At 37.8% G+C, this 18,480-nt stretch carries 21 protein-coding genes; 6 read left to right on the forward strand and 15 right to left on the reverse strand.

Annotated elements, in window-relative coordinates:
* Window positions 1-175: 175 nt before the first annotated feature.
* From ACEN4N_RS02630 to ACEN4N_RS02645, 4 genes are all read right to left on the reverse strand, one after another.
* Entirely contained in the window at window positions 176-1,066 is an 891-nt protein-coding gene (locus ACEN4N_RS02630; protein WP_407089093.1) for an SIR2 family NAD-dependent protein deacylase, read from the reverse strand.
* Window positions 1,066-1,842 carry a protein-ADP-ribose hydrolase gene (locus tag ACEN4N_RS02635; RefSeq protein ID WP_407089092.1) on the reverse strand — a complete coding sequence of 259 codons (777 nt, stop codon included), beginning with the start codon at window positions 1,840-1,842 and terminating at the stop codon, window positions 1,066-1,068. The genes ACEN4N_RS02630 and ACEN4N_RS02635 overlap by 1 nt, the downstream gene beginning before the upstream one ends.
* 99 nt (window positions 1,843-1,941) lie before the next feature.
* Entirely contained in the window at window positions 1,942-2,274 is a 333-nt protein-coding gene (locus ACEN4N_RS02640) for a glycine cleavage system protein H (protein ID WP_407089091.1), read from the reverse strand.
* Between the two features lie 248 nt (window positions 2,275-2,522).
* Window positions 2,523-3,686, reverse strand: a complete 1,164-nt coding sequence (locus ACEN4N_RS02645; protein WP_407089090.1) for a tetratricopeptide repeat protein — start codon at window positions 3,684-3,686, stop codon at window positions 2,523-2,525.
* Window positions 3,687-3,775: 89 nt separating this feature from the next.
* Here ACEN4N_RS02645 and ACEN4N_RS02650 point away from each other — a divergent pair, with 89 nt between their 5' ends.
* Window positions 3,776-4,399 carry an NUDIX hydrolase gene (locus ACEN4N_RS02650; protein WP_407089089.1) on the forward strand — a complete coding sequence of 208 codons (624 nt, stop codon included), beginning with the start codon at window positions 3,776-3,778 and terminating at the stop codon, window positions 4,397-4,399.
* Between the two features lie 51 nt (window positions 4,400-4,450).
* Here ACEN4N_RS02650 and epsC read toward each other — a convergent pair whose 3' ends face one another.
* The 6 genes from epsC to ACEN4N_RS02680 all read right to left on the reverse strand — a co-directional run bounded on the left by epsC (window position 4,451) and on the right by ACEN4N_RS02680 (window position 7,914).
* Window positions 4,451-5,020, reverse strand: a complete 570-nt coding sequence (gene epsC / locus ACEN4N_RS02655; protein WP_407089088.1) for a serine O-acetyltransferase EpsC — start codon at window positions 5,018-5,020, stop codon at window positions 4,451-4,453.
* Complete coding sequence (gene cysK / locus ACEN4N_RS02660; protein ID WP_138404512.1) at window positions 5,004-5,924, reverse strand: cysteine synthase A; 921 nt, start codon at window positions 5,922-5,924, stop codon at window positions 5,004-5,006. The genes epsC and cysK overlap by 17 nt, the downstream gene beginning before the upstream one ends.
* A gap of 315 nt (window positions 5,925-6,239) precedes the next feature.
* The gene (locus ACEN4N_RS02665; protein WP_138404543.1) at window positions 6,240-6,335 is read right to left on the reverse strand and encodes a hexameric tyrosine-coordinated heme protein; all 96 of its coding nucleotides are present in this window, start codon (window positions 6,333-6,335) and stop codon (window positions 6,240-6,242) included.
* 54 nt (window positions 6,336-6,389) lie between these two features.
* Complete coding sequence (locus ACEN4N_RS02670; protein ID WP_138404513.1) at window positions 6,390-6,974, reverse strand: helix-turn-helix domain-containing protein; 585 nt, start codon at window positions 6,972-6,974, stop codon at window positions 6,390-6,392.
* 23 nt (window positions 6,975-6,997) lie between these two features.
* Entirely contained in the window at window positions 6,998-7,345 is a 348-nt protein-coding gene (locus ACEN4N_RS02675; RefSeq protein ID WP_338487132.1) for a GIY-YIG nuclease family protein, read from the reverse strand.
* A gap of 299 nt (window positions 7,346-7,644) precedes the next feature.
* Complete coding sequence (locus ACEN4N_RS02680; RefSeq protein WP_138404515.1) at window positions 7,645-7,914, reverse strand: type B 50S ribosomal protein L31; 270 nt, start codon at window positions 7,912-7,914, stop codon at window positions 7,645-7,647.
* 298 nt (window positions 7,915-8,212) lie between these two features.
* Here ACEN4N_RS02680 and ACEN4N_RS02685 point away from each other — a divergent pair, with 298 nt between their 5' ends.
* From ACEN4N_RS02685 to ACEN4N_RS02700, 4 genes are all read left to right on the forward strand, one after another.
* Window positions 8,213-8,944 (forward strand): LytTR family DNA-binding domain-containing protein, encoded by a 732-nt coding sequence (locus ACEN4N_RS02685; protein ID WP_138404516.1) that lies wholly within the window; start codon window positions 8,213-8,215, stop codon window positions 8,942-8,944.
* Window positions 8,937-9,659 (forward strand): sensor histidine kinase, encoded by a 723-nt coding sequence (locus ACEN4N_RS02690; protein ID WP_407089082.1) that lies wholly within the window; start codon window positions 8,937-8,939, stop codon window positions 9,657-9,659. The genes ACEN4N_RS02685 and ACEN4N_RS02690 overlap by 8 nt, the downstream gene beginning before the upstream one ends.
* Window positions 9,660-9,727: 68 nt before the next feature.
* Window positions 9,728-11,557 (forward strand): ABC transporter ATP-binding protein, encoded by a 1,830-nt coding sequence (locus ACEN4N_RS02695; protein ID WP_138404518.1) that lies wholly within the window; start codon window positions 9,728-9,730, stop codon window positions 11,555-11,557.
* A complete protein-coding gene (locus ACEN4N_RS02700) occupies window positions 11,557-13,383 on the forward strand; it encodes an ABC transporter ATP-binding protein (RefSeq protein WP_407093610.1) in 1,827 nt (608 codons plus the stop codon). The genes ACEN4N_RS02695 and ACEN4N_RS02700 overlap by 1 nt, the downstream gene beginning before the upstream one ends.
* A gap of 302 nt (window positions 13,384-13,685) precedes the next feature.
* On the opposite strand, the gene ACEN4N_RS02705 is transcribed toward ACEN4N_RS02700, so the two are convergent.
* The 4 genes from ACEN4N_RS02705 to ACEN4N_RS02720 are packed head-to-tail and all read right to left on the reverse strand — an operon-like array spanning window position 13,686 to window position 15,000.
* Window positions 13,686-13,874 carry a hypothetical protein gene (locus tag ACEN4N_RS02705; RefSeq protein WP_138404520.1) on the reverse strand — a complete coding sequence of 63 codons (189 nt, stop codon included), beginning with the start codon at window positions 13,872-13,874 and terminating at the stop codon, window positions 13,686-13,688.
* Window positions 13,875-13,910: 36 nt separating this feature from the next.
* Complete coding sequence (locus ACEN4N_RS02710) at window positions 13,911-14,312, reverse strand: GNAT family N-acetyltransferase (protein WP_407093612.1); 402 nt, start codon at window positions 14,310-14,312, stop codon at window positions 13,911-13,913.
* 1 nt (window position 14,313) lies between these two features.
* Window positions 14,314-14,535 (reverse strand): YdbC family protein, encoded by a 222-nt coding sequence (locus ACEN4N_RS02715; RefSeq protein ID WP_138404522.1) that lies wholly within the window; start codon window positions 14,533-14,535, stop codon window positions 14,314-14,316.
* 15 nt (window positions 14,536-14,550) lie between these two features.
* The gene (locus tag ACEN4N_RS02720; RefSeq protein WP_407089077.1) at window positions 14,551-15,000 is read right to left on the reverse strand and encodes an aminoacyl-tRNA deacylase; all 450 of its coding nucleotides are present in this window, start codon (window positions 14,998-15,000) and stop codon (window positions 14,551-14,553) included.
* A 197-nt stretch (window positions 15,001-15,197) separates the two neighbouring features.
* Between ACEN4N_RS02720 and ade the strand changes: the two genes are divergently transcribed.
* Window positions 15,198-16,937: an adenine deaminase gene (ade, locus tag ACEN4N_RS02725; protein ID WP_407093613.1), complete on the forward strand. Its 1,740-nt coding sequence runs from the start codon at window positions 15,198-15,200 to the stop codon at window positions 16,935-16,937.
* A 184-nt stretch (window positions 16,938-17,121) separates the two neighbouring features.
* On the opposite strand, the gene rho is transcribed toward ade, so the two are convergent.
* Entirely contained in the window at window positions 17,122-18,387 is a 1,266-nt protein-coding gene (gene rho / locus ACEN4N_RS02730) for a transcription termination factor Rho (protein WP_138404525.1), read from the reverse strand.
* Window positions 18,388-18,480 lie beyond the last annotated feature (93 nt).

The following is an 18,480-nucleotide window of genomic DNA, read 5'->3' on the forward strand; positions in this document are numbered from 1 at the left end:
AGTGTTTGCCTCCGGCTTCCTTCAGATTCCACCTCACGGTGGACACCCTTGCCTTTAGCTAACAGTTCCTACTGCCAAGTCTGTAGTGGACTTTCACCACCAAGTTATCGCCCATGCCGGGCGCACATGCTAAAAAGCACTCGCATCACTGGGATACGAGTGCTTTATTATATGTTTATTTGACCGCATCGAAGTTTTTAGCTTTGTGAATCGTATTAGCGATGTCTTGGGCTAAATGAACTGTTTGCGGGCGGATCGCTTTTGGAATTCGGTAATTTTTCTTATTCATTGTAACAAATAATGCTTTGTCGTTTGCTTCCGTCATTTTTTGGAAGGGATGTTTAATGAATTGAGGCGTTGTGTGTCCCACACCGATTTCTAAAAAGACTATTTTTTTGCCTTCATTTTCTTTTAGAAAGGCTTCATAGCGATCTTTTTGTGCATGGAAATCGCCGTCTTCCACCATACCTTTTTCTTCATTTCGCTTGTTAATTTCAAAAGGTGCACCACATTTTGGACAGTGTGGTACTAATTCAGACGGAACTTTCATGTTCTCCTGTTGCTCCACCATCTCACGAATTACTGAATCGTCGCGGTAAGTTTGTTGATGACAGTGTTTTGAACATTGCCATAAACCATACTCACCTTGAATGTGAAAGACATGGTCACTATCATAATCGGCTATATCAAAGGCATTATCGGCATTAGTTGTAATAATATGGTAATTGCGTCCTTCTAACATGTCTTTTAAATCTAAGTACGACTGCCCTACTGGTTGATCTAAATAGTTTAAGACAACGAAGCGACTTTGAAATGCCCAATACTCTTCCACACTTTCAAAGTCAAACAGACTTGCTTGTAACATATCTAGTAGGCCGTACTTTTCAATGAAGTCAGGAAAGGCATCTGTAAAGCGCGATCCAATATATTTAAAGCCGTCTGCTGCTGACATTCCAGCTCCAATACCTACAACAATGGCATCCGCTTCATCAAGCAATCCTTGTAACACTTGTCCATCTTCTAAAGTTCCTTGCTCTGCTTCAAGGGTCTTCCAATAATTTGCCATCATGCGTCTCCTTTAATTAATTTCTTTTGATATATCGCTTCATCTTCGTCTTCATACACATTGAAAATCACTTTTAAATCTGTCTCATGATCAATTAAATAATCACGAACTGTCTTAATCGCAATCTCCGCTGCTGGCTCAGTCGGAAAGCCGAAGACCCCGGTTGAAATACAGCAGAAAGCAATACTTTCAAGTTGGTTATGATCAGCCATCTCTAAACATGCCTGATATGTTTGGGCAAGTAACTTTTGATTGATTCTTGTCACTCTGCCACTGGCAGTTGGCCCAACAGTATGAATGATATAGTTGGCTGGTAAGTGATAGGCTGGGGTCAATTTTGCTTTACCTACCGGTTCCTTCTTCCCTTGTTCAGTCATAATTTCGTGACATGCAAGTCGTAAACGAATACCCGCCTTTGTATGAATAATATTATCTATACAATTGTGATTTGGGATAAAACATCCTAACAGCTCTGAATTGGCTGCATTCACTATACTATCAACCGCTAAAGTTGTAATGTCACCTTTCCAAAGATAAATATTATCTCCTGCAACTGGCGTTAAATCTTCTAAAGCTACTGCTTCTTCTTGATTATTATTTGCTTTTAGAAAGCGGTCCTCATGTTCTAAGTACTCTTCCGAGATTGCTTTTGGTGGACGGACATTGACCAAATGACGCCATTTCTTAAAAGCATCTTCCGATTCTTCAAGTGTAGGGGCATCATCTTCTTTTGATAAATATTGGATCATCCATTCAAGATCTGCGGTTGCTTCCATATAACTCGTCCTTTCAATTTCACATTTTCATAGATAAAGTAGACGCACTTAAGTAAAGGGCTTGGCCCCTACTTAAATGCGTCCATGTATTGCTTATGCTTAAGCTTCTTCTAAAGCATTGAATGCTTCTTCGTCAACGTTAGTTAATTTTACTAACCAGTTCTCCTCTGTTTTCGCTGAGTTTAATAATTGAGGATTATCTTCCGCTGCTGTATTGCGTTCTACAATTGTTCCAGCAATGGGAGATGCAATCTCTAATACTGTCTTTGATGCTTCTAAGTTTAAAATCGCATCATCCACTTCTAAGTTATCTTCTTGGTTAAATTCCACAAAACCAACGGTTCCAACATCATCTTGTAATTCTGCAGACATACTCACTGTATAGTTATCGCCATCTTTAGTAATTAATAAAAAGTTCCCAATTCTTTCCATAATAATCTCCTTTATTTCAACTGATTTATACGTATTTTTTTATTTAATCTGTATTACTTTTATATATAACACTGTATCATATCCAAGTTAAAACTGAAAGGGTTTTACACTCTAAAAGTAATTATCTCAAGGTTTGGATTCCCTTCAATACAGGAGTGATACAGCCTCTATATTCTATTATATTTTATAAGAACAATAAAAGCACTTCCTGCACAAGTTGCGCTCGGAAATGCTTAAATCAGGGGTGCTTATTTCTTTTTGAATTTTACACCGTTTGCTTTTAATTGCTTAATGGTTTGTGGACCGATATGCTTCACGGCTAAGAGCTCTTTTTCAGTATATGCTGAGAAATCTTCAACTTTTACCAGTCCCATTTCTTGAAGTGTTACCGCCGCATTATGTACGACATCTGCCAGAACGGGTATTTCTAGATAGGACTTATAAGTAAATGGATTCGTTTGTGCTCGGTATTGCTTGGACGCGCCTGTAAACGAAATAACTTTCTCATTTAAATTCACCCGCTCATGCGGTTCTGCTGCTTCATACTCCTCCAACATCCAGTCAAACAAATACTCTGAGCTAACTACGACAGGTAAAATATCATTTAATGCAACCGCAATAGATTCAAAGGAATTCATTTGGAAATGATCAACTTCACCAAAACCTAAAATTAAATCCATTGGCCAAGAATCGTCCATAAATAATTGAAAGAGATTGTCATTTGCTTCTTCTAAATCTAAGAATAAATCTTTAGCATACGTCAAATTATTAGTCAAAGCTGCCACAACAAGCAATGGAATAATCATTCGATCATCTTCACTCGCTGGGTAAGGGACATCTGAGAACAGTTCATAGGCACTTTCAAAGTCATATGTCCGGCAATAAATCGACATAATATAATAACGTGCCCCTAAACTATCCATCTCGTCAATCTCATATAAGTTTTCAAAATGTTCTAACGTTTCTTCTAACAAGCCTTGTTTAAATAAAATCACGGCTAACATAAACTTTAATCTTAAGTAAGGACGTTCTTCATAATTTATCCAGCCGACTTGATCTGTTTCTTCCCATTTATGAAACGCTGTGATTTCCAGTTTACGAATTTGTTCAATTTGTTCAACTAAAGAGCCTTCAATGAGTTCTAAATGGGCGTTCCAATTTTCTGGCCACAACTCAATCGCTTCACGTAATAAAGCCTTGCGCTGCTTCTCATCATCGATACTCATTGATAGTTCGAGTAATTCTGCTGATTCCATTTCAGGTGTTGATTCTATCTCATTTTCTAGATTACCTTTATTATAAAACGACATAAAAGCTTCAATTGCTTTTTCAATATTTTCAAATTCATCTCCATACTGGTCAATAAATTGCTGTAATGCACGAAAAATGTTATCATCGTTACCAAAAGACATAACTCACACCTCATTTCAAATATTAGTTATAGTATACCGTTAATGGCATCATTTTAACAATATTTTCGAGAGAGTAAAAGGAAGAGAATATGAAGAAAATTCGACAGATTATCCAACATTATGATGCTAAAGCACTCGGAGTTCAAAGAGGTTACGCTGTTCTACTCCCGCTCATAAAAATAAAGGATGAATGGCATGTGCTGTATGAAGTTCGTAGTAAACATATCTCACAACCAGGTGAAACTTCTTTCCCTGGGGGACGCATTGAAACGGATGAATCACCTGAAGAAGCTGCTGTTCGTGAAACGATGGAGGAGTTAAATATCCAACGTGAGAACATTAACCTCTATGGGGAAATCGATTATATTATTGCTGCCAATCGAATTATTTATTGTTACGTTGGAGAAATTACCAGTGTGGCCTTTGAAGATATTTATCCAAATATTGAAGTAGAAAGATTGTTCACAATTCCTTTAGACCAGTTAATGGAAAACAAACCCACTTTTTATCAATTGAGTTTTGAGTATACACAAAATCAGGGTAAGGAAGAAAATCAGGAATTTCCATTTCATCTGATTAAGCAAGGTGAAAAATATCCCTTTAATGAAGTCAAACAAAAAATTCCTTTTTACCATTTTCCTGATGAAGTTTTATGGGGTTTTACCGCAAATTTCACTGACCGATTTATTCAAATTATTAAAGACGGTCAATAATGTACACAAAAGACGTTCAATCTCCAATAGAGAGACTGAACGTCTTTGTTTTTAAATTTGATATTCCCCGATACGGTTCCAATTTTTATCATGAAGAATAATACGAGCTGGCACGCCTACGGCCGTTGCATACGGTGGGACGTCTTTAAATACGACGGCACCGGCACCAATTTTGGCGTGATGACCAACAGTAATGTTACCTAGTAAAGTCGCGTTAGCTCCAATTTCAACATCATGTTGAATTGTTGGATGGCGCTTCTTACCTTTCTCATTCCCTGTTCCACCTAAAGTCACTCCGTGGTAAAGCTTAGCCCGGTCTCCCAGAATCGCTGTCTCACCAATAACCACACCCATACCATGATCGATAAAGATATTCTTACCGAGCTTTGCGCCGGGATGAATTTCTATCCCTGTTTCAGTTCGAGACACTTCTGATAATTTGCGTGCTTCATAAATTTCACCTTCTAAGTAAAGTTTATGCGCTTCTAAATGATTTTTAACTGCTTTAAAGCCTGGGTATAAGTCAGTGACTTCCTCTACGCTTGTTGCGGCAGGGTCATTTTCATAAATGTATTGCGCGAGTTCAAGGGCTTCGTCGCTATAATTATTCTGCTTGTCCATCGCCGAAAAACCCAGAAGATAAGTAGCGTTCTCCACTATCTGGTAATACAACGACTACTTTCTTACCTTTCCCTAATTCTTTTGCTAAACGTAATGCTACTGCATAGTTTGCTCCAGAAGAAAATCCAGCTAAGATCCCTTGTGACTTCGCTAACTCAACAGCTGTATTAATCGCTTCATCGTTCGATACTGTCTCAATCTTATCAATGACAGATTGGTCAAGGATTTCTGGAATAAAGTTCGCTCCTAAACCTTGAATCTTATGCGATCCTGCTTCTCCTTTTGTTAAGATTGGTGAAGCTTCTGGCTCCACTGACCAGATAACTGTTTCTGGATTATTTTCTTTTAACACGCGTCCTACACCTGTAATTGTTCCTCCAGTACCGATACCTGCAACGAAACCATCAACATCCGGAACATCTTCTAATACTTCACGGGCAGTTGTTTCTTCATGTGAAGTTACGTTTGCTTCGTTTTTAAATTGGCCGAAGATAGGTGCGTTTTTCTCTTTAGCAATTTCTTCCGCTTTTTCTCCTGCTAAACTCATTCCACCTGAAGCTGGTGTTAATACTAATTCTGCTCCATAAGCTTGCATTAGTTTACGACGCTCAACGCTCATTGAGTCTGGCATTACAATAATTACTTTAATACCTAACGCTGCTCCAACCATTGCTAAACCAACACCTGTGTTACCACTTGTTGATTCAACGATTGTTCCACCTGGTTTTAGTTCACCTTTATCTAATAAATCTTGAATGATGTATTTTACAGGGCGATCCTTCACTGATCCACTTGGATTATTCTTCTCAAGTTTTACATAAACATCTGCATAAGAATCATCTAGACCGTTGATTTTAACTACGGGTGTATACCCAATTGCGTCGACAACATTTTCAAATAACATATATAAATCCTCCTAATAATTTAGTTTAAATGTCAATCAAATATCTATTAGAATGGTAACGTTTTAAACCCTTAAAGTCAACGAAACCGCTCATTAAACTTTCATTATTGACCTTCAAAAAAGCGAAGGCAGGCATTGAGTTAAATGCAATGACGGGATAATGGGTCGCAAGTGTGAATTGTGTCCTTAAGATTTTTTCAAGGGGATAAAATCGTATATCGTGTCCCTGACTTTTTCTCAAGGACATTATCTGACCAAAAAAATCCTCAACAATGTAGTTAAAATAACTACAATTATTGAGGATTATACTGTCTCTTATTTCCAATAGTTGTTAGCTGCTGCAACTGTTTGGAAGTTAATCGCAACTACTTGCGAAGCGAATGTTAAGCTACCTGGGTTAGACGCATAAATCTGTCGTCAGGTGTTTCTGCTATTAAACTAGGTAGCCAAGTTTGCTTAGATATTTTATATAGAATACTTAGTTAATCCATGTTGGATACAATATAAATATAACTGACCATTTGCCATATATGGCATACGCACTGTCGGATCTTGTTCGGGATAAAGACGGTTCAAGAAATACTTATCCCCTTTAACATAAGCTGCAAAAAGAATGTGATGATTTCTTGTCATTTCATGATCAATGGTTATAAAATAATCAATATCAACCACTTCAGTCTTTATATTTGGAGCATGTTCATCTTCTACCACTTCAAGTTGAGTCAACTTTCTTCCACAGCAAAAGATTGATGCACTCCCTGTACTGACTAAAACATTGTGACATGTCGGACAGACGTAAAAGCGGATTTTATTTATATTCCCACCATCAGGTTCGTTTAGAGTCATTTCACCCTCCATTAAATCAACGACATCTGCTCCTAAAATGGTGGATAAATCTGCCCAGAGTGAAATATTGGGCGCTCCTAAACCACACTCCCACTTTGATATTGTCTTATTACTAATACTTAACGCATTCGCAATGTCTTGTTGAGTCAATCCTCTTTCCTGTCGTAATTGAGCAATCAAATTACCTATCTTAATATTATCCATGGTTCGCTTCCTTACCCCTTCTTCTATTCTTTATTTAATCTGCTTGCATAATGATCAGCTTCCAAGCATTCCATTAAAATGGCTTCCAATTTTTCTGTATAATCTACCGTCGAATCTTCATATTCTAATTCTTTAATGACTGAGAACTCAAAGTCTGCTTCACTATGTTCATTCCATAACACTTGTATTCTATGATTAGGGTGCCAGTTTGCCTTTAGCTTAAAGCGGTGACTATTTAAATCTGCTTGTATACTTTTAGATATGTCTAAAAAACGTTCTTTAGTTGAATTATTTTTAATGGAGATGATACCCATCTCTGGTTTTCTATTTTTATACTCATTTATTAATTGTTTTCTACTCTTTTTATCCATATACCCACCTCTAGACTATTTTAATCCTTACTGACTCTATTAACAATCCACGTACCGTAGACTAATTGTGACTCACTTTTTAGATAAACACGGTTGATAGGTTATCAACTCACCTTTACGCACCAAATGAAAAGTAGTTTGTCCAGCGTGCTTAATGTTTTACAAATAGACACGATAGTGAATTTAATACAATACCATTCTTAAATTTTTTAAGTTATTTATCTAACAAACAAAAAAAGAGGTCTACTGCTATGAACAGTAAACCTCTTGAATGTTGTTTTAACAACATTTCTATGCTATTAGTCTTCTTGTTTTGCGTTCTTGTCTGCGAAACCGAATTTTTTGTTGAAACGGTCCACACGTCCATCGGCTTGCGTGAATTTTTGACGTCCTGTATAGAATGGATGAGAATCTGAAGAAATCTCAACACGGATTAATGGATATGTGTTTCCATCTTCCCACTCTACTGTTTCATTTGATGTTTTTGTAGAACCTGATAAAAATTCAAAACCTGTTGATGTATCACGGAAAACTACTTGTGAATATTCTGGATGAATTCCTGCTTTCATATGTCTACTTCCTTTCTGCCGTGATTTATATGCTAAACCACAGTTAATTATTATGCATTTGCGTGCAACATCAGTATAATACCACGTTTGATATTTGAATGCAAAGACTTTTTTTAGTGTTGCGTTTCATCTTACAACACACCATAATAATAAACACCATAATGCTTAAAAAAACGACCAACCACTAATTGTTTGTTATTGCCATCAATCATTTATGTTATATTATGTCTAACGACGATGATTAGGAAAAATCAAGTGGAACGGATAGTATGAGTATTGGAGAAGAGGAGGTCTTTGAATGTCAAAAGAATTACACATAGCGATAGTAGATGATGAAAACATTCAACTCGATGCGATGAAGTCACTAATCAATCAAACAATCAAAGAAATGGGTCTACACGCAAAAGTATCCTCCTATTCAAGTGGAGAAGCCTTTCTTTTTGAGTTAGAAGACAACAAGGGCTTAGATATTGTATTCTTGGACATCGAGATGAAGCAGATTAATGGGTTGGAAGTGGCTAAGAAAATAAGAGAAATAGACCATGAAGTGACGCTCGTCTTTGCGACCGCATTCGCCGAACATGCCGTTCAAGGTTATGAAGTCCAGGCACTGGATTACCTACTCAAACCCATTGAAAGAGACAAAATTAAGCAAGTCATTCAAAGACATCTCGATAAAAAACCCTTAGTGAAAGAAACCTTAACACTGGAAGCAGAAGGTGAGATGCATAAACTTCTACTGGATGATATTCTGTACATTGAAGTCATTAAACGTGAATGTGAGATTCATTTAAACAATCAAGTGATAACCGTCACTCGTCCTTTAAAAGAATTGGAGGACAAGCTTAACGCTGACTTTATCCAGACTCACCGAAGTTACTTAGTCAATGTCGCTCACATCCATCGCCTATTAAAAACAGATGTTGAATTATCCAACGGACAAACCGTCCCTGTTTCTAGGCGTCTCGCTAAAACAGTTCAAGAAAAATTTATTGCCTTTAATAAAGGAGCGGTGTTTTACAATGACTGATTGGATAGGACTAACCGTCGTACTTATTATCCTTCTCAGTGCAGGGATAGTTATAGTTAGGCAAAAAAAGAGCATTGATTTTTATAAAATACAAGAAAAGGAACTCGACCAATACAGTGTAGAAGTCGAAACGATTTATAGACAGATGAGAGGCATTCGTCATGACTATCGCAATCATTTACAGGTGATGCACACCTTAATGAATGACCACCGTCTGGATGAACTGGATGCATATATTAAACAGCTGACCAATGAATTGAATCAAGTCGATACGATCATTCAAACAGGAAATACGATGATAGATGCCATCGTTAATACAAAGTTGACAGCTGCTAAACAAAAAGGGATTTCCCTCTATGCGACAGCCATTGCTCCAAATGAACTGGGTGTAGAGCATGTCGATTTAGCAATTATATTGGGTAACTTGCTGACTAATGCTATAGAAGCGACTGAGAAAGAATCCAGTTCTTCTGATGAACGTTTTATTCGTTTATACATAGCACCAATGAAAAACACGTTATATATTAATGTGACGAACACGATGACAGAGAATCCAAAACCTTCTCTGTTTACATTAAAAAGCATCAACAGAAGAGGCTATGGCTTGTACCGAATTGACCAGGCAGTGGAGAGGTATCAAGGCATGGTCAACCGTAAATGGGAAGATGGCGTGTTTGCGACAGAAGTGACATTGCCGCTTAAAAACCGTTCGTAACCAAATACTAACCATTCATACACTTCTGAATAGGGAGTGTATTTTTTTGGTAAGATACGATTGAGGTGATGAAGATGAAAGAAAAAGTGAAGTATACAAAAATTCTATTGAAGGAATTATATGCATTCAAACCGACAGTATTTATAGCCATTCTATTAGCTCCCCTTATTAGCGCGGCCTTACCCTTACTCCAATTGCTTTTATCTGCTTTTGTGATTCAGTGGTCAATGGAAGGGGTAGCGATTAGAGAATACCTACTAAGATTACTCGTATTTATTGCTCTTATTGGCATCGCTCAAATGGGTAACTACTATTTTATGCTCTACCAAGAAGAGAATATGAACCATTTGAGAGATTTCATGAGAAATAAAATTGAAACGAAGTATTTGAAGCTGGATTATCCGCTCATTATAGGAAAAGAAGCGCAGGAGAGATACAACAATGCCAGTGAATTGACCGATAACAACACGACCCTTTTTGGCCGATTAGTAACAGAAATTATTGAATTATGCAGTTCATTTCTAGGGGTTGTTTTGTATATCAATATATTAAGTCAATTAGAATCTCTGTTTCTTGTTTTAGTGGGTGTGTTTCTGCTCATCGTTGTCTTCTTTAACGTATGGCAAGTGAAGATGGACCGGAAATTATTTCAAGCGAAAGCAGCCAATTCTCAAAAATTACGTTACTTGAAAAAAGTGTATGGGGAATCCCGTATCACTAAAGATGTACGTATTTTCCAGATGAAAGACTGGTTCAAGCAGATTGAAGATAAAACAATTGCGGAATACCACCGGCTTATCAAACCGAAAGTAAAGTTGACATGGACAGAAAGTACTCTGGTAAATATAGGGATTATCGGTCTATCTGCCTTATCTTATATTAGAAGTGTTCAATTGATTGCGGCAGGAGCGATTCCGGTTTCTAGCTTTGTCATCTTTGCCGGGTCTGTCACGATCTTAGCTCAAACCATCATGACTTTAGTCAACGCTATAGGCAAAATGAATACGAGTTTAAACGAGACAAAAAAATATGATGACTTTATGTCTCAAGGTCAAATATTTAACCATGGAGAAGGCAGACCTTTGCCAAAAGAACCTCTGTCGATTGAATTAAAAAATGTGACCTATACTTATCCAAATAATGATACATCAACGATAAACAATGTATCTTTAACCATTAAACCATACGAAAATTTAGCTATAGTAGGAGAAAACGGGGCTGGGAAATCGACACTGACTAATTTAATTGCCGGTTTACTTAAACCAGATACTGGAGAAATTTATATTAACGGAGTAGCTCAGAGTGAGTTTAACATTTCAGACTATTATGCTTTATTTGCGCCTGTATTTCAGGAGAAATTTTTATTGACCTATTCCATTAAAGAGACGGTCATTCAAGGCTTGCCCTTTGATGAATTAAAGTATAATCGTGTCTTGAAACAAAGTGGCTTGACTGACATCATTTCAAAGTTCAAGTCAAGAGACGAGACAAAAATTGTGCGCGCTGTTTATCCAGATGGAGTGAATTTGTCGGGAGGGCAGTTACAAAAATTGAAACTAGCTCAAGCCTTATATAAAGACGCACCCGTTCTCTTACTGGATGAACCGACTGCGGCTTTGGATCCGATCGCCGAACATCAGATTTATCAGGATTACTTCCAGTTTTCTAAAGATAAATTATCTATTTTTATATCTCACCGACTTTCGTCTACCCGTTTTTGTGATCGCATTATTTACATCAAAAATGGAGATATAACAGAAGTCGGAACGCACGAAGAATTAATGGCTGAGCAAAAAGATTACTTTAAGCTTTACGAAGCACAAGCCTATTACTATAAACATGATAAGGAAGAAAAAGAGGAAGAAGACGAGCCAGTCGTAACAGGAGGGGTGATTTAATGGAAAAGCTGACCGTGTATAAACGTGCCTTTAAAGATTTGTTTAGAGTTGGCAAAACTTACTATGTTCTGTTCTTTGTCCAATCATTGGCGAGATACAGTTTGCCTTTTATCGGCTACATCTATATGACCCAAATTGTGGATGCCTTAACAAGAGATGACATGACACGCATCCCTTCTTTAATCATGCAGTATTTGGTCATCTTGTTGGTGTTGCAACTGATTTCTGGATGGATAGACCCGCTAATCACTCATGAGGATTCTCTGTTTATTAGAAAACTCTTTGCTGAACCAAATAAAAAGATGTTAACTATGCATTACCATTATGCGGAAAGTTCAGAAGTAAGAGAAGAATTAGAAATCATCAACCGAAATATGATGAGCAGCCAATCTTCTCTTCCGATGATCAATGTCCGTATAAAAGAAATGATGCCTGGATTGGTCAGTATTATATGGGGGGTTATTTTACTCACTCCGTTATTTAGAGTAGACACCGGCTTACTACCAGACGACTTTTGGTGGATGCACCCAAGTCTTGTTATCAGTGTCTTTCTTCTACTGATTGGAATCAGTGTATGGATTCAAATCGCGTCATCCAAAAAATCAGGTGAACGGCTAAAAGCGCTTCTTGCGGAATTGAAAGAATCTAATGCCCGATTTTTCTATGAAGATGGGATCCTTCAGGACTTTAAGTCCGGAAAAGAAATGCGCCTCTACAATTTAACTGAAAAAATGATCGAAAATAAAAGAGCTGAGTCTGAACAGACAGGGAGATTACTGTCTGAAAACTATAAACGCTTTCGATCCATGATGATCCCTACTACCGGCTTATTTCAGGTGATGACCTATTTGACCTATGCCTATGTCGGCTTGCTTGTTTTAATCGGAGCTTTACCTGTTGCTTTGATTATTCAACTTTCCAGCGCACTCAGTCAAATGGTCTCTGCTTTACCAGATGTTATCCAGCACGGCATGATGATGATTTCTTCACCAGGTGAATTAGAGCAGTATTATGCATTCATGGACTTGCCTGATGAAGAGGTCGTCGGCAGTTTACCTGTAGAAAAAAGGTTAGATAATGACTATCATTTCGCAATAGAGAATATGAGTTTTTCTTATCCCGGCTCAGATGAAACAGTCCTAAAGAACATCACTGAAAAGTTTGAAGTCGGTAAAAAGTATGCCATAGTTGGAGAAAATGGCTCAGGTAAAACAACGTTTATTAAGCTACTGATTCGTTTATATGAACCGAGTGAAGGGACAATAAAAATGAATAAAATCGATGCCCATAAGTATGATTTAAGAGAATACTTCAATCTGTTTGGCGTTGTCTTCCAGGACTACCATCTAGTCGGATTTTCATTGGGACAAAACGTTTCTGTAAAACCCTCTTTTGATAGAAAGAAAGTGTTGTCTACCTTAGATAAAGTCGGGTTAGGCGACTTCGTTAGAAATCTACCCAATCAGGAAGAAACCTACCTGGGAACAGAATTTGAAGAATCAGGCGTCAGTGTCTCTGGGGGCCAAGAACAGAAAATAGCCATCGCTCGGTCTTTATATAAGGATGCGCCAGTTATGATTTTAGATGAGCCGACCGCTGCACTGGACCCAATGACTGAATTTAAAATATATCAAAACTTTGATAACTTAGTAAAAGATAAAACAGCTTTTTATATTTCCCATAGACTCTCAAGCTCCAAATTCTGCGATGAAATACTCGTCTTTGATCAAGGGGAGATCGTACAAAGAGGCACACACAAAGAACTGGTGAATGAAAAAGGAAAGTACCAGGAATTATGGAGTGCACAGGCACAGTATTATCAGTAAGTAAGAGTGAAAGTGAGAGAATTGAAGTTTAGCGTTTTTTGTTGACATGAACTCCATTTTTTTCGTTAAAAATGCAGTTCATTGGTAAATGCCAAAGCTGAACTCAACATTTCTGTTTGAAAGTGAAGTTCAGCAAATAATAATCTACTAAACTCAACTTAAAGCAGAAATATTTAATAAGAATTTGGTGTGTTGCATTTCATCTTACAACACACCTTTTTTATTTTTATTATTTTTAGTCAATTTTTATTCACCTATAGTGTTGATCAACGACATATAGTACCTGATGACTGTTCAATAGTTTACTTCTCTTTATCTTTTTCTTTTGGGTCCCTATTGATTGAGCTAAGGGCAGCTCCAAAGGCTACGCCTAATGCAATCCCTATTCCAATATTGTCCATCATTATCCCAAAAGCAACTCCTAAGGCTATACAAATTCCCATCCACATCCCAGTATTACCTTTGTTATCGCTCTTCTTCTGTTTACTCATGATAAAGTCCTCCTCGACTTTTTCATCTCAAGCACGCTACATTGAGAAACCTAACGCACCAGTTTCATTGAATTCCTTCATTCCTAGTGACTGATAGAATGCTTTCGTTGCAGGTGAATTCTCAGTAGTTAATATAATCTGCTTTGCGTATCGGATCTCTTTTAACATCTTTTGCATTAAATACTTTCCGATTCCTTGCCTTTGATAATCAGGATGGACCAAAACATCTTGAATATAAGCAATGTATACACCGTCGCCTACGACTCTAATCAAGCCAATTAGACGTTCTCCGTCCCAAGCTGTTAAGTAATGCTTGGCTCCTTCGAGTAAACTCGTTAAGTCCGGATTATCTTGTGTGTAAGCGCTCCATCCGACACTTTCATATAAATAAATCAGTGCCTCGTCGGTAATATCGACTTTCTTTTGGTATTCAATCATTTTATAAATCCATCTTATTTAATACATCGCGAAGTACTCTTAATTCTTCTTCTGTAAAAGTTAGTCCTTTCCCCATTTTGTCGTATTCTGGACTCCAGTCTCGTATATCAAATTTGGGCTCACGTTCATTCCAACTCACTTTTGTTAATTCTTTTGACCAGCCTTTCGCATTCTCACTTAATTGGCCGTAATGTTCTATAATTTCAAATTTAAAGTCTGCCATACTATCTCTCCTCTATTATGCTGTCGCAATATCTGCGAGTTCAAAGTTAATAACTGCTACTAAATCCCTTGGGTTTACTTCCACTGAAAAGCCAACTTTTCCTCCGCTGAATAAAATAAGTTCGTACTCTTTCGCCGATTCATCTAGCACAGTCTTAAATTGCTTCTTCATCCCAATGGGTGAACAACCTCCATGCATGTAGCCTGTGAGTGGAAGTAATTCTTTTTCTTTGATCATATGAATATTTTTTTCGCAAACAGCTTTAGCGGCTTTTTTTAAATTCAATTCTTGCGTTACTGGAACAACGAAGACGTAATGTTCACCCGATTTCCCTTGTGTAACAAGGGTTTTATAAATGGGCGACTCAACCTTTAATTTGTCTACATCTTCCCATTGATAGCCAGTATACTCGATTTTATTTTGCTCAAGCACACGCATCACATTTGTTTTATCTTTTTTCGCCATTTTATCACCTGTCTTTGCCTTCTTTACACTATCATTATAACTGAAATGCAAGCTAGTATAAAATAAGAACAACTTATTCACTTCAGTGAATAACACGAACAATGGTATTTATTATACGTTTATTATCCGCTAATCATTGAAAGGTAGTCCATCTATTGCCTATTATAGATAAAAGTTATTTTTTAAAGGAGGACATCATGAATAAAGCATCACTAAAACATTTAATCGACGTGGCAGCAGGGCGAACATCGGCAGATCTCGTCATTAAAAATGCACGAATTGTCGATGTCTATCAAGGGCAATTAATTGAAGGGGATATTGCGATCACAGAAGGCGTCATTGCCGGCATTGGGGGCGATTATGAAGGTAAAGAGGTTCACGACTTAGCAGGTAAGATTGTAGCACCCGGGTTAATCGAACCACATATTCATGTTGAATCTTCCTATGTGACTCCAGAAGAATTTGCACGGTTATTAGCGATTCATGGGACAACAACGGCGCTTGCAGATCCTCATGAGATTGCTAATGTGGTTGGCATGGACGGATTAAGCTACATGATTGATGCATCTCAGAATGTAGGGATTGATATCCGTTATATGATGCCTTCTTGTGTGCCTGCAACGAATATGGAAAACTCTGGCGCAGTTATCACTGCCCAAGATATGGTTCAACCAATTATTGACGGGCAAGTTGATGGTTTAGCTGAATTTATGAACTTTCCAGGTATTATTAATAATGAGGATAGCGTCATTGACAAAGTGATGGTGGCTCGTGAGCACGGCAAGCGTATTGACGGACACAGTCCGATGGTTACAGGTAAAGATTTGAACGCTTATATTGCTGCTGGGGTGGAAAATGATCATGAATGTACTACGATTGAAGAAATGCATGAGCGATTAAGTCGCGGTATGTACGTCTTCTTGCGTGAAGGGTCTGTGACACAAAACTTACGCATGTTACTTAAAGGAGTCACTTCTTCCAATAGCCGTCGCTGTCTTTTATCTGGTGACGATGTCCAAGCAAAGACACTTTTAGAGTTAGGCCATCTAGATAATAGTTTACGAATTTGTGTTGAAGAAGGTCTGGATCCAATAACTGCCATTCAAATGGCAACAATTAATACTGCTGAAGCGACACGTCTGCGTGACCGCGGAGCAATTGCACCTGGTTTACGCGCTGACTTCATTGTTTTTGATAATTTCGATAAATTAACTATTCAACGCACTTATGTTGAAGGCCAATTGATTGCTAAAGACGGCGAATATTTAGTTCCGATTCAGCGTGCCAATTACGAAGTCGTTGAATCGAGCGTGAAGTATAAGGATTTTAGCGAAGAGCGTTTAGTTTTACCTTTAGAGTCTGATACTGTCCGTGCCATCGAAGTCGTAGAACAGGAAGTCATTACGAATGAAGCAATTATTCAAGTGGACCGCGATGCTGATGGGATTTTTGAATATAATCCTGACATTCCAGTAGTTAAAATTGCTGTGATTGAGCGCCATCACTTAACTGGTAATGTGAGTGTGGCTCTATTGAAAAATTATGGAATGAAATACGGAGCAATTGCTCAATCGATTGCACATGACAATCATAATGTGGTTGTTGCGGGAACAAATGATTCTGATATGGCTTTTGCTGTGAAAGAATTGGAGCGACTTCAAGGCGGTGTCGTGTTAGTTAAAGACGGTCAAGTCATTGCTAATTTTCCTCTCCCAGTGGGCGGCTTGATGAGTGATTTAACAGCCGAAGAAGTGATGGCACAACAAGATACCATTAATAAAGTTGCACACGAGAAGTTAGAAATTTCTCACCATGTTGATCCAATTATGACTTTAAGTTTCATGCCACTTTCTGTAATTCCTGCACTTAAAATTACCGACATGGGCTTGATTGATGTAACAAAATTTGAATTTGTTCCAGTATCAATTTCTGAATAAACTCTTATAGAGGCAAGCAACTGCTAACTGGCAGATTGCTTGTCTTTTTTCGTATGGATATTGTCTGGGACAATAAGGTTGGTATGAAGCGTCACTTTGAGTTCCCATAGTATCGCTTTTCTCCATTTACCAGCCCAAAATAAAAAAGCGACATCATTTTCATGACATCGCCCTTGAATTTCGATTATTTTTGGACTAATTTTTCAATTTGCCCTAAGAATTCTTCGTTAGTATCTGTGTGACGGAGAATTCCGATGAGTTGATCAGTGTATTCAAGAGAATTTCCGACCATCATTTTGCGGAACTTCCAAATCTTGTCTAACTCTTCTTCTGGAATCAGCAATTCTTCTTTACGTGTTCCTGAACGTTGAATATCAATCGCTGGGAAGATACGGCGTTCTGCTAGTTGGCGAGATAGGTGAATTTCCATATTCCCTGTCCCTTTGAATTCTTCATAGATTAAATCATCCATACGGCTGCCTGTATCCACTAAAGCTGTCGCCAAAATAGTTAATGAACCGCCATCTTCAATATTACGCGCTGCTCCAAAAAAGCGTTTTGGGAAGTAGAATGACGCGGGATCTAACCCACCACTTAATGTACGGCCACTTGGTTTAACTACTAAGTTGTAGGCACGAGCAAGGCGTGTGATACTATCCATTAATATAACAACATCTCGGCCATCTTCAACTAAACGCATGGCGCGGTCCAAGACTAATTCTGCAATACGAATATGGTTCTCAGGTTTTTGGTCAAACGTTGATGAAACCACTTCACCATTCACGCTACGTTCGATATCTGTTACTTCTTCTGGACGCTCATCGATTAACATCACAATGAGTTCTGCATCAGGATAATTATGCGAAATCCCATTAGCAATGCTTTTTAATGTTGAAGTTTTACCGGCTTTAGGTGGTGAAACAATAAGGCCCCTTTGTCCAAATCCAATCGGTGAGAACACATCTATTAAACGGTTACTGATTGCATTTTGCTTGTACTCTAATTTAATTTGTTCTTCTGGATATAATGGCGTTAAACTTGGGAAGTGATCGCGTTCTTTCGCTTCTTCTGGGTCTTTACCATTCACGGTTGAAATTTGCATCAAACCGTAATAGCGCTCATTTGATTTTGGTGGACGCGCTGGGCCGGCTACTTTATCCCCGTTTCTTAAATCAAAACGGCGAATTTGTGAATTTGAAATATAGATATCTTCTTGACTCGGCGAGTAGTTAATTGGACGAATAAAACCAAAACCATCCCCAGGTAAAATATCTAAAACTCCTTCAACTTGGAAGAAGCCTTGTTTCTCTTCTTGTGTACGCATAATCGCTAAAGCTAATTCTTTTTTACTTAATTCACTATAGTTAGGGATTTTAAGTTCGCGGGCGTAACCATAGAGCTCTTTTACGTCTTTATTTAATAATGTTGGCAATGAAAATGCATCTGTCATTTTATCAGTTCCTTTTCTTTACTTGAATGTTTGTGGGGAGTTTGTTTTGTGGGCGAGTGGGGGTGATTTGAATACAAAAATATATTTGGACAG

The organism is Ruoffia sp. FAM 20857 (assembly GCF_045528645.1).
GTDB classification, from domain to species: Bacteria; Bacillota; Bacilli; order Lactobacillales; family Aerococcaceae; genus Ruoffia; species Ruoffia halotolerans.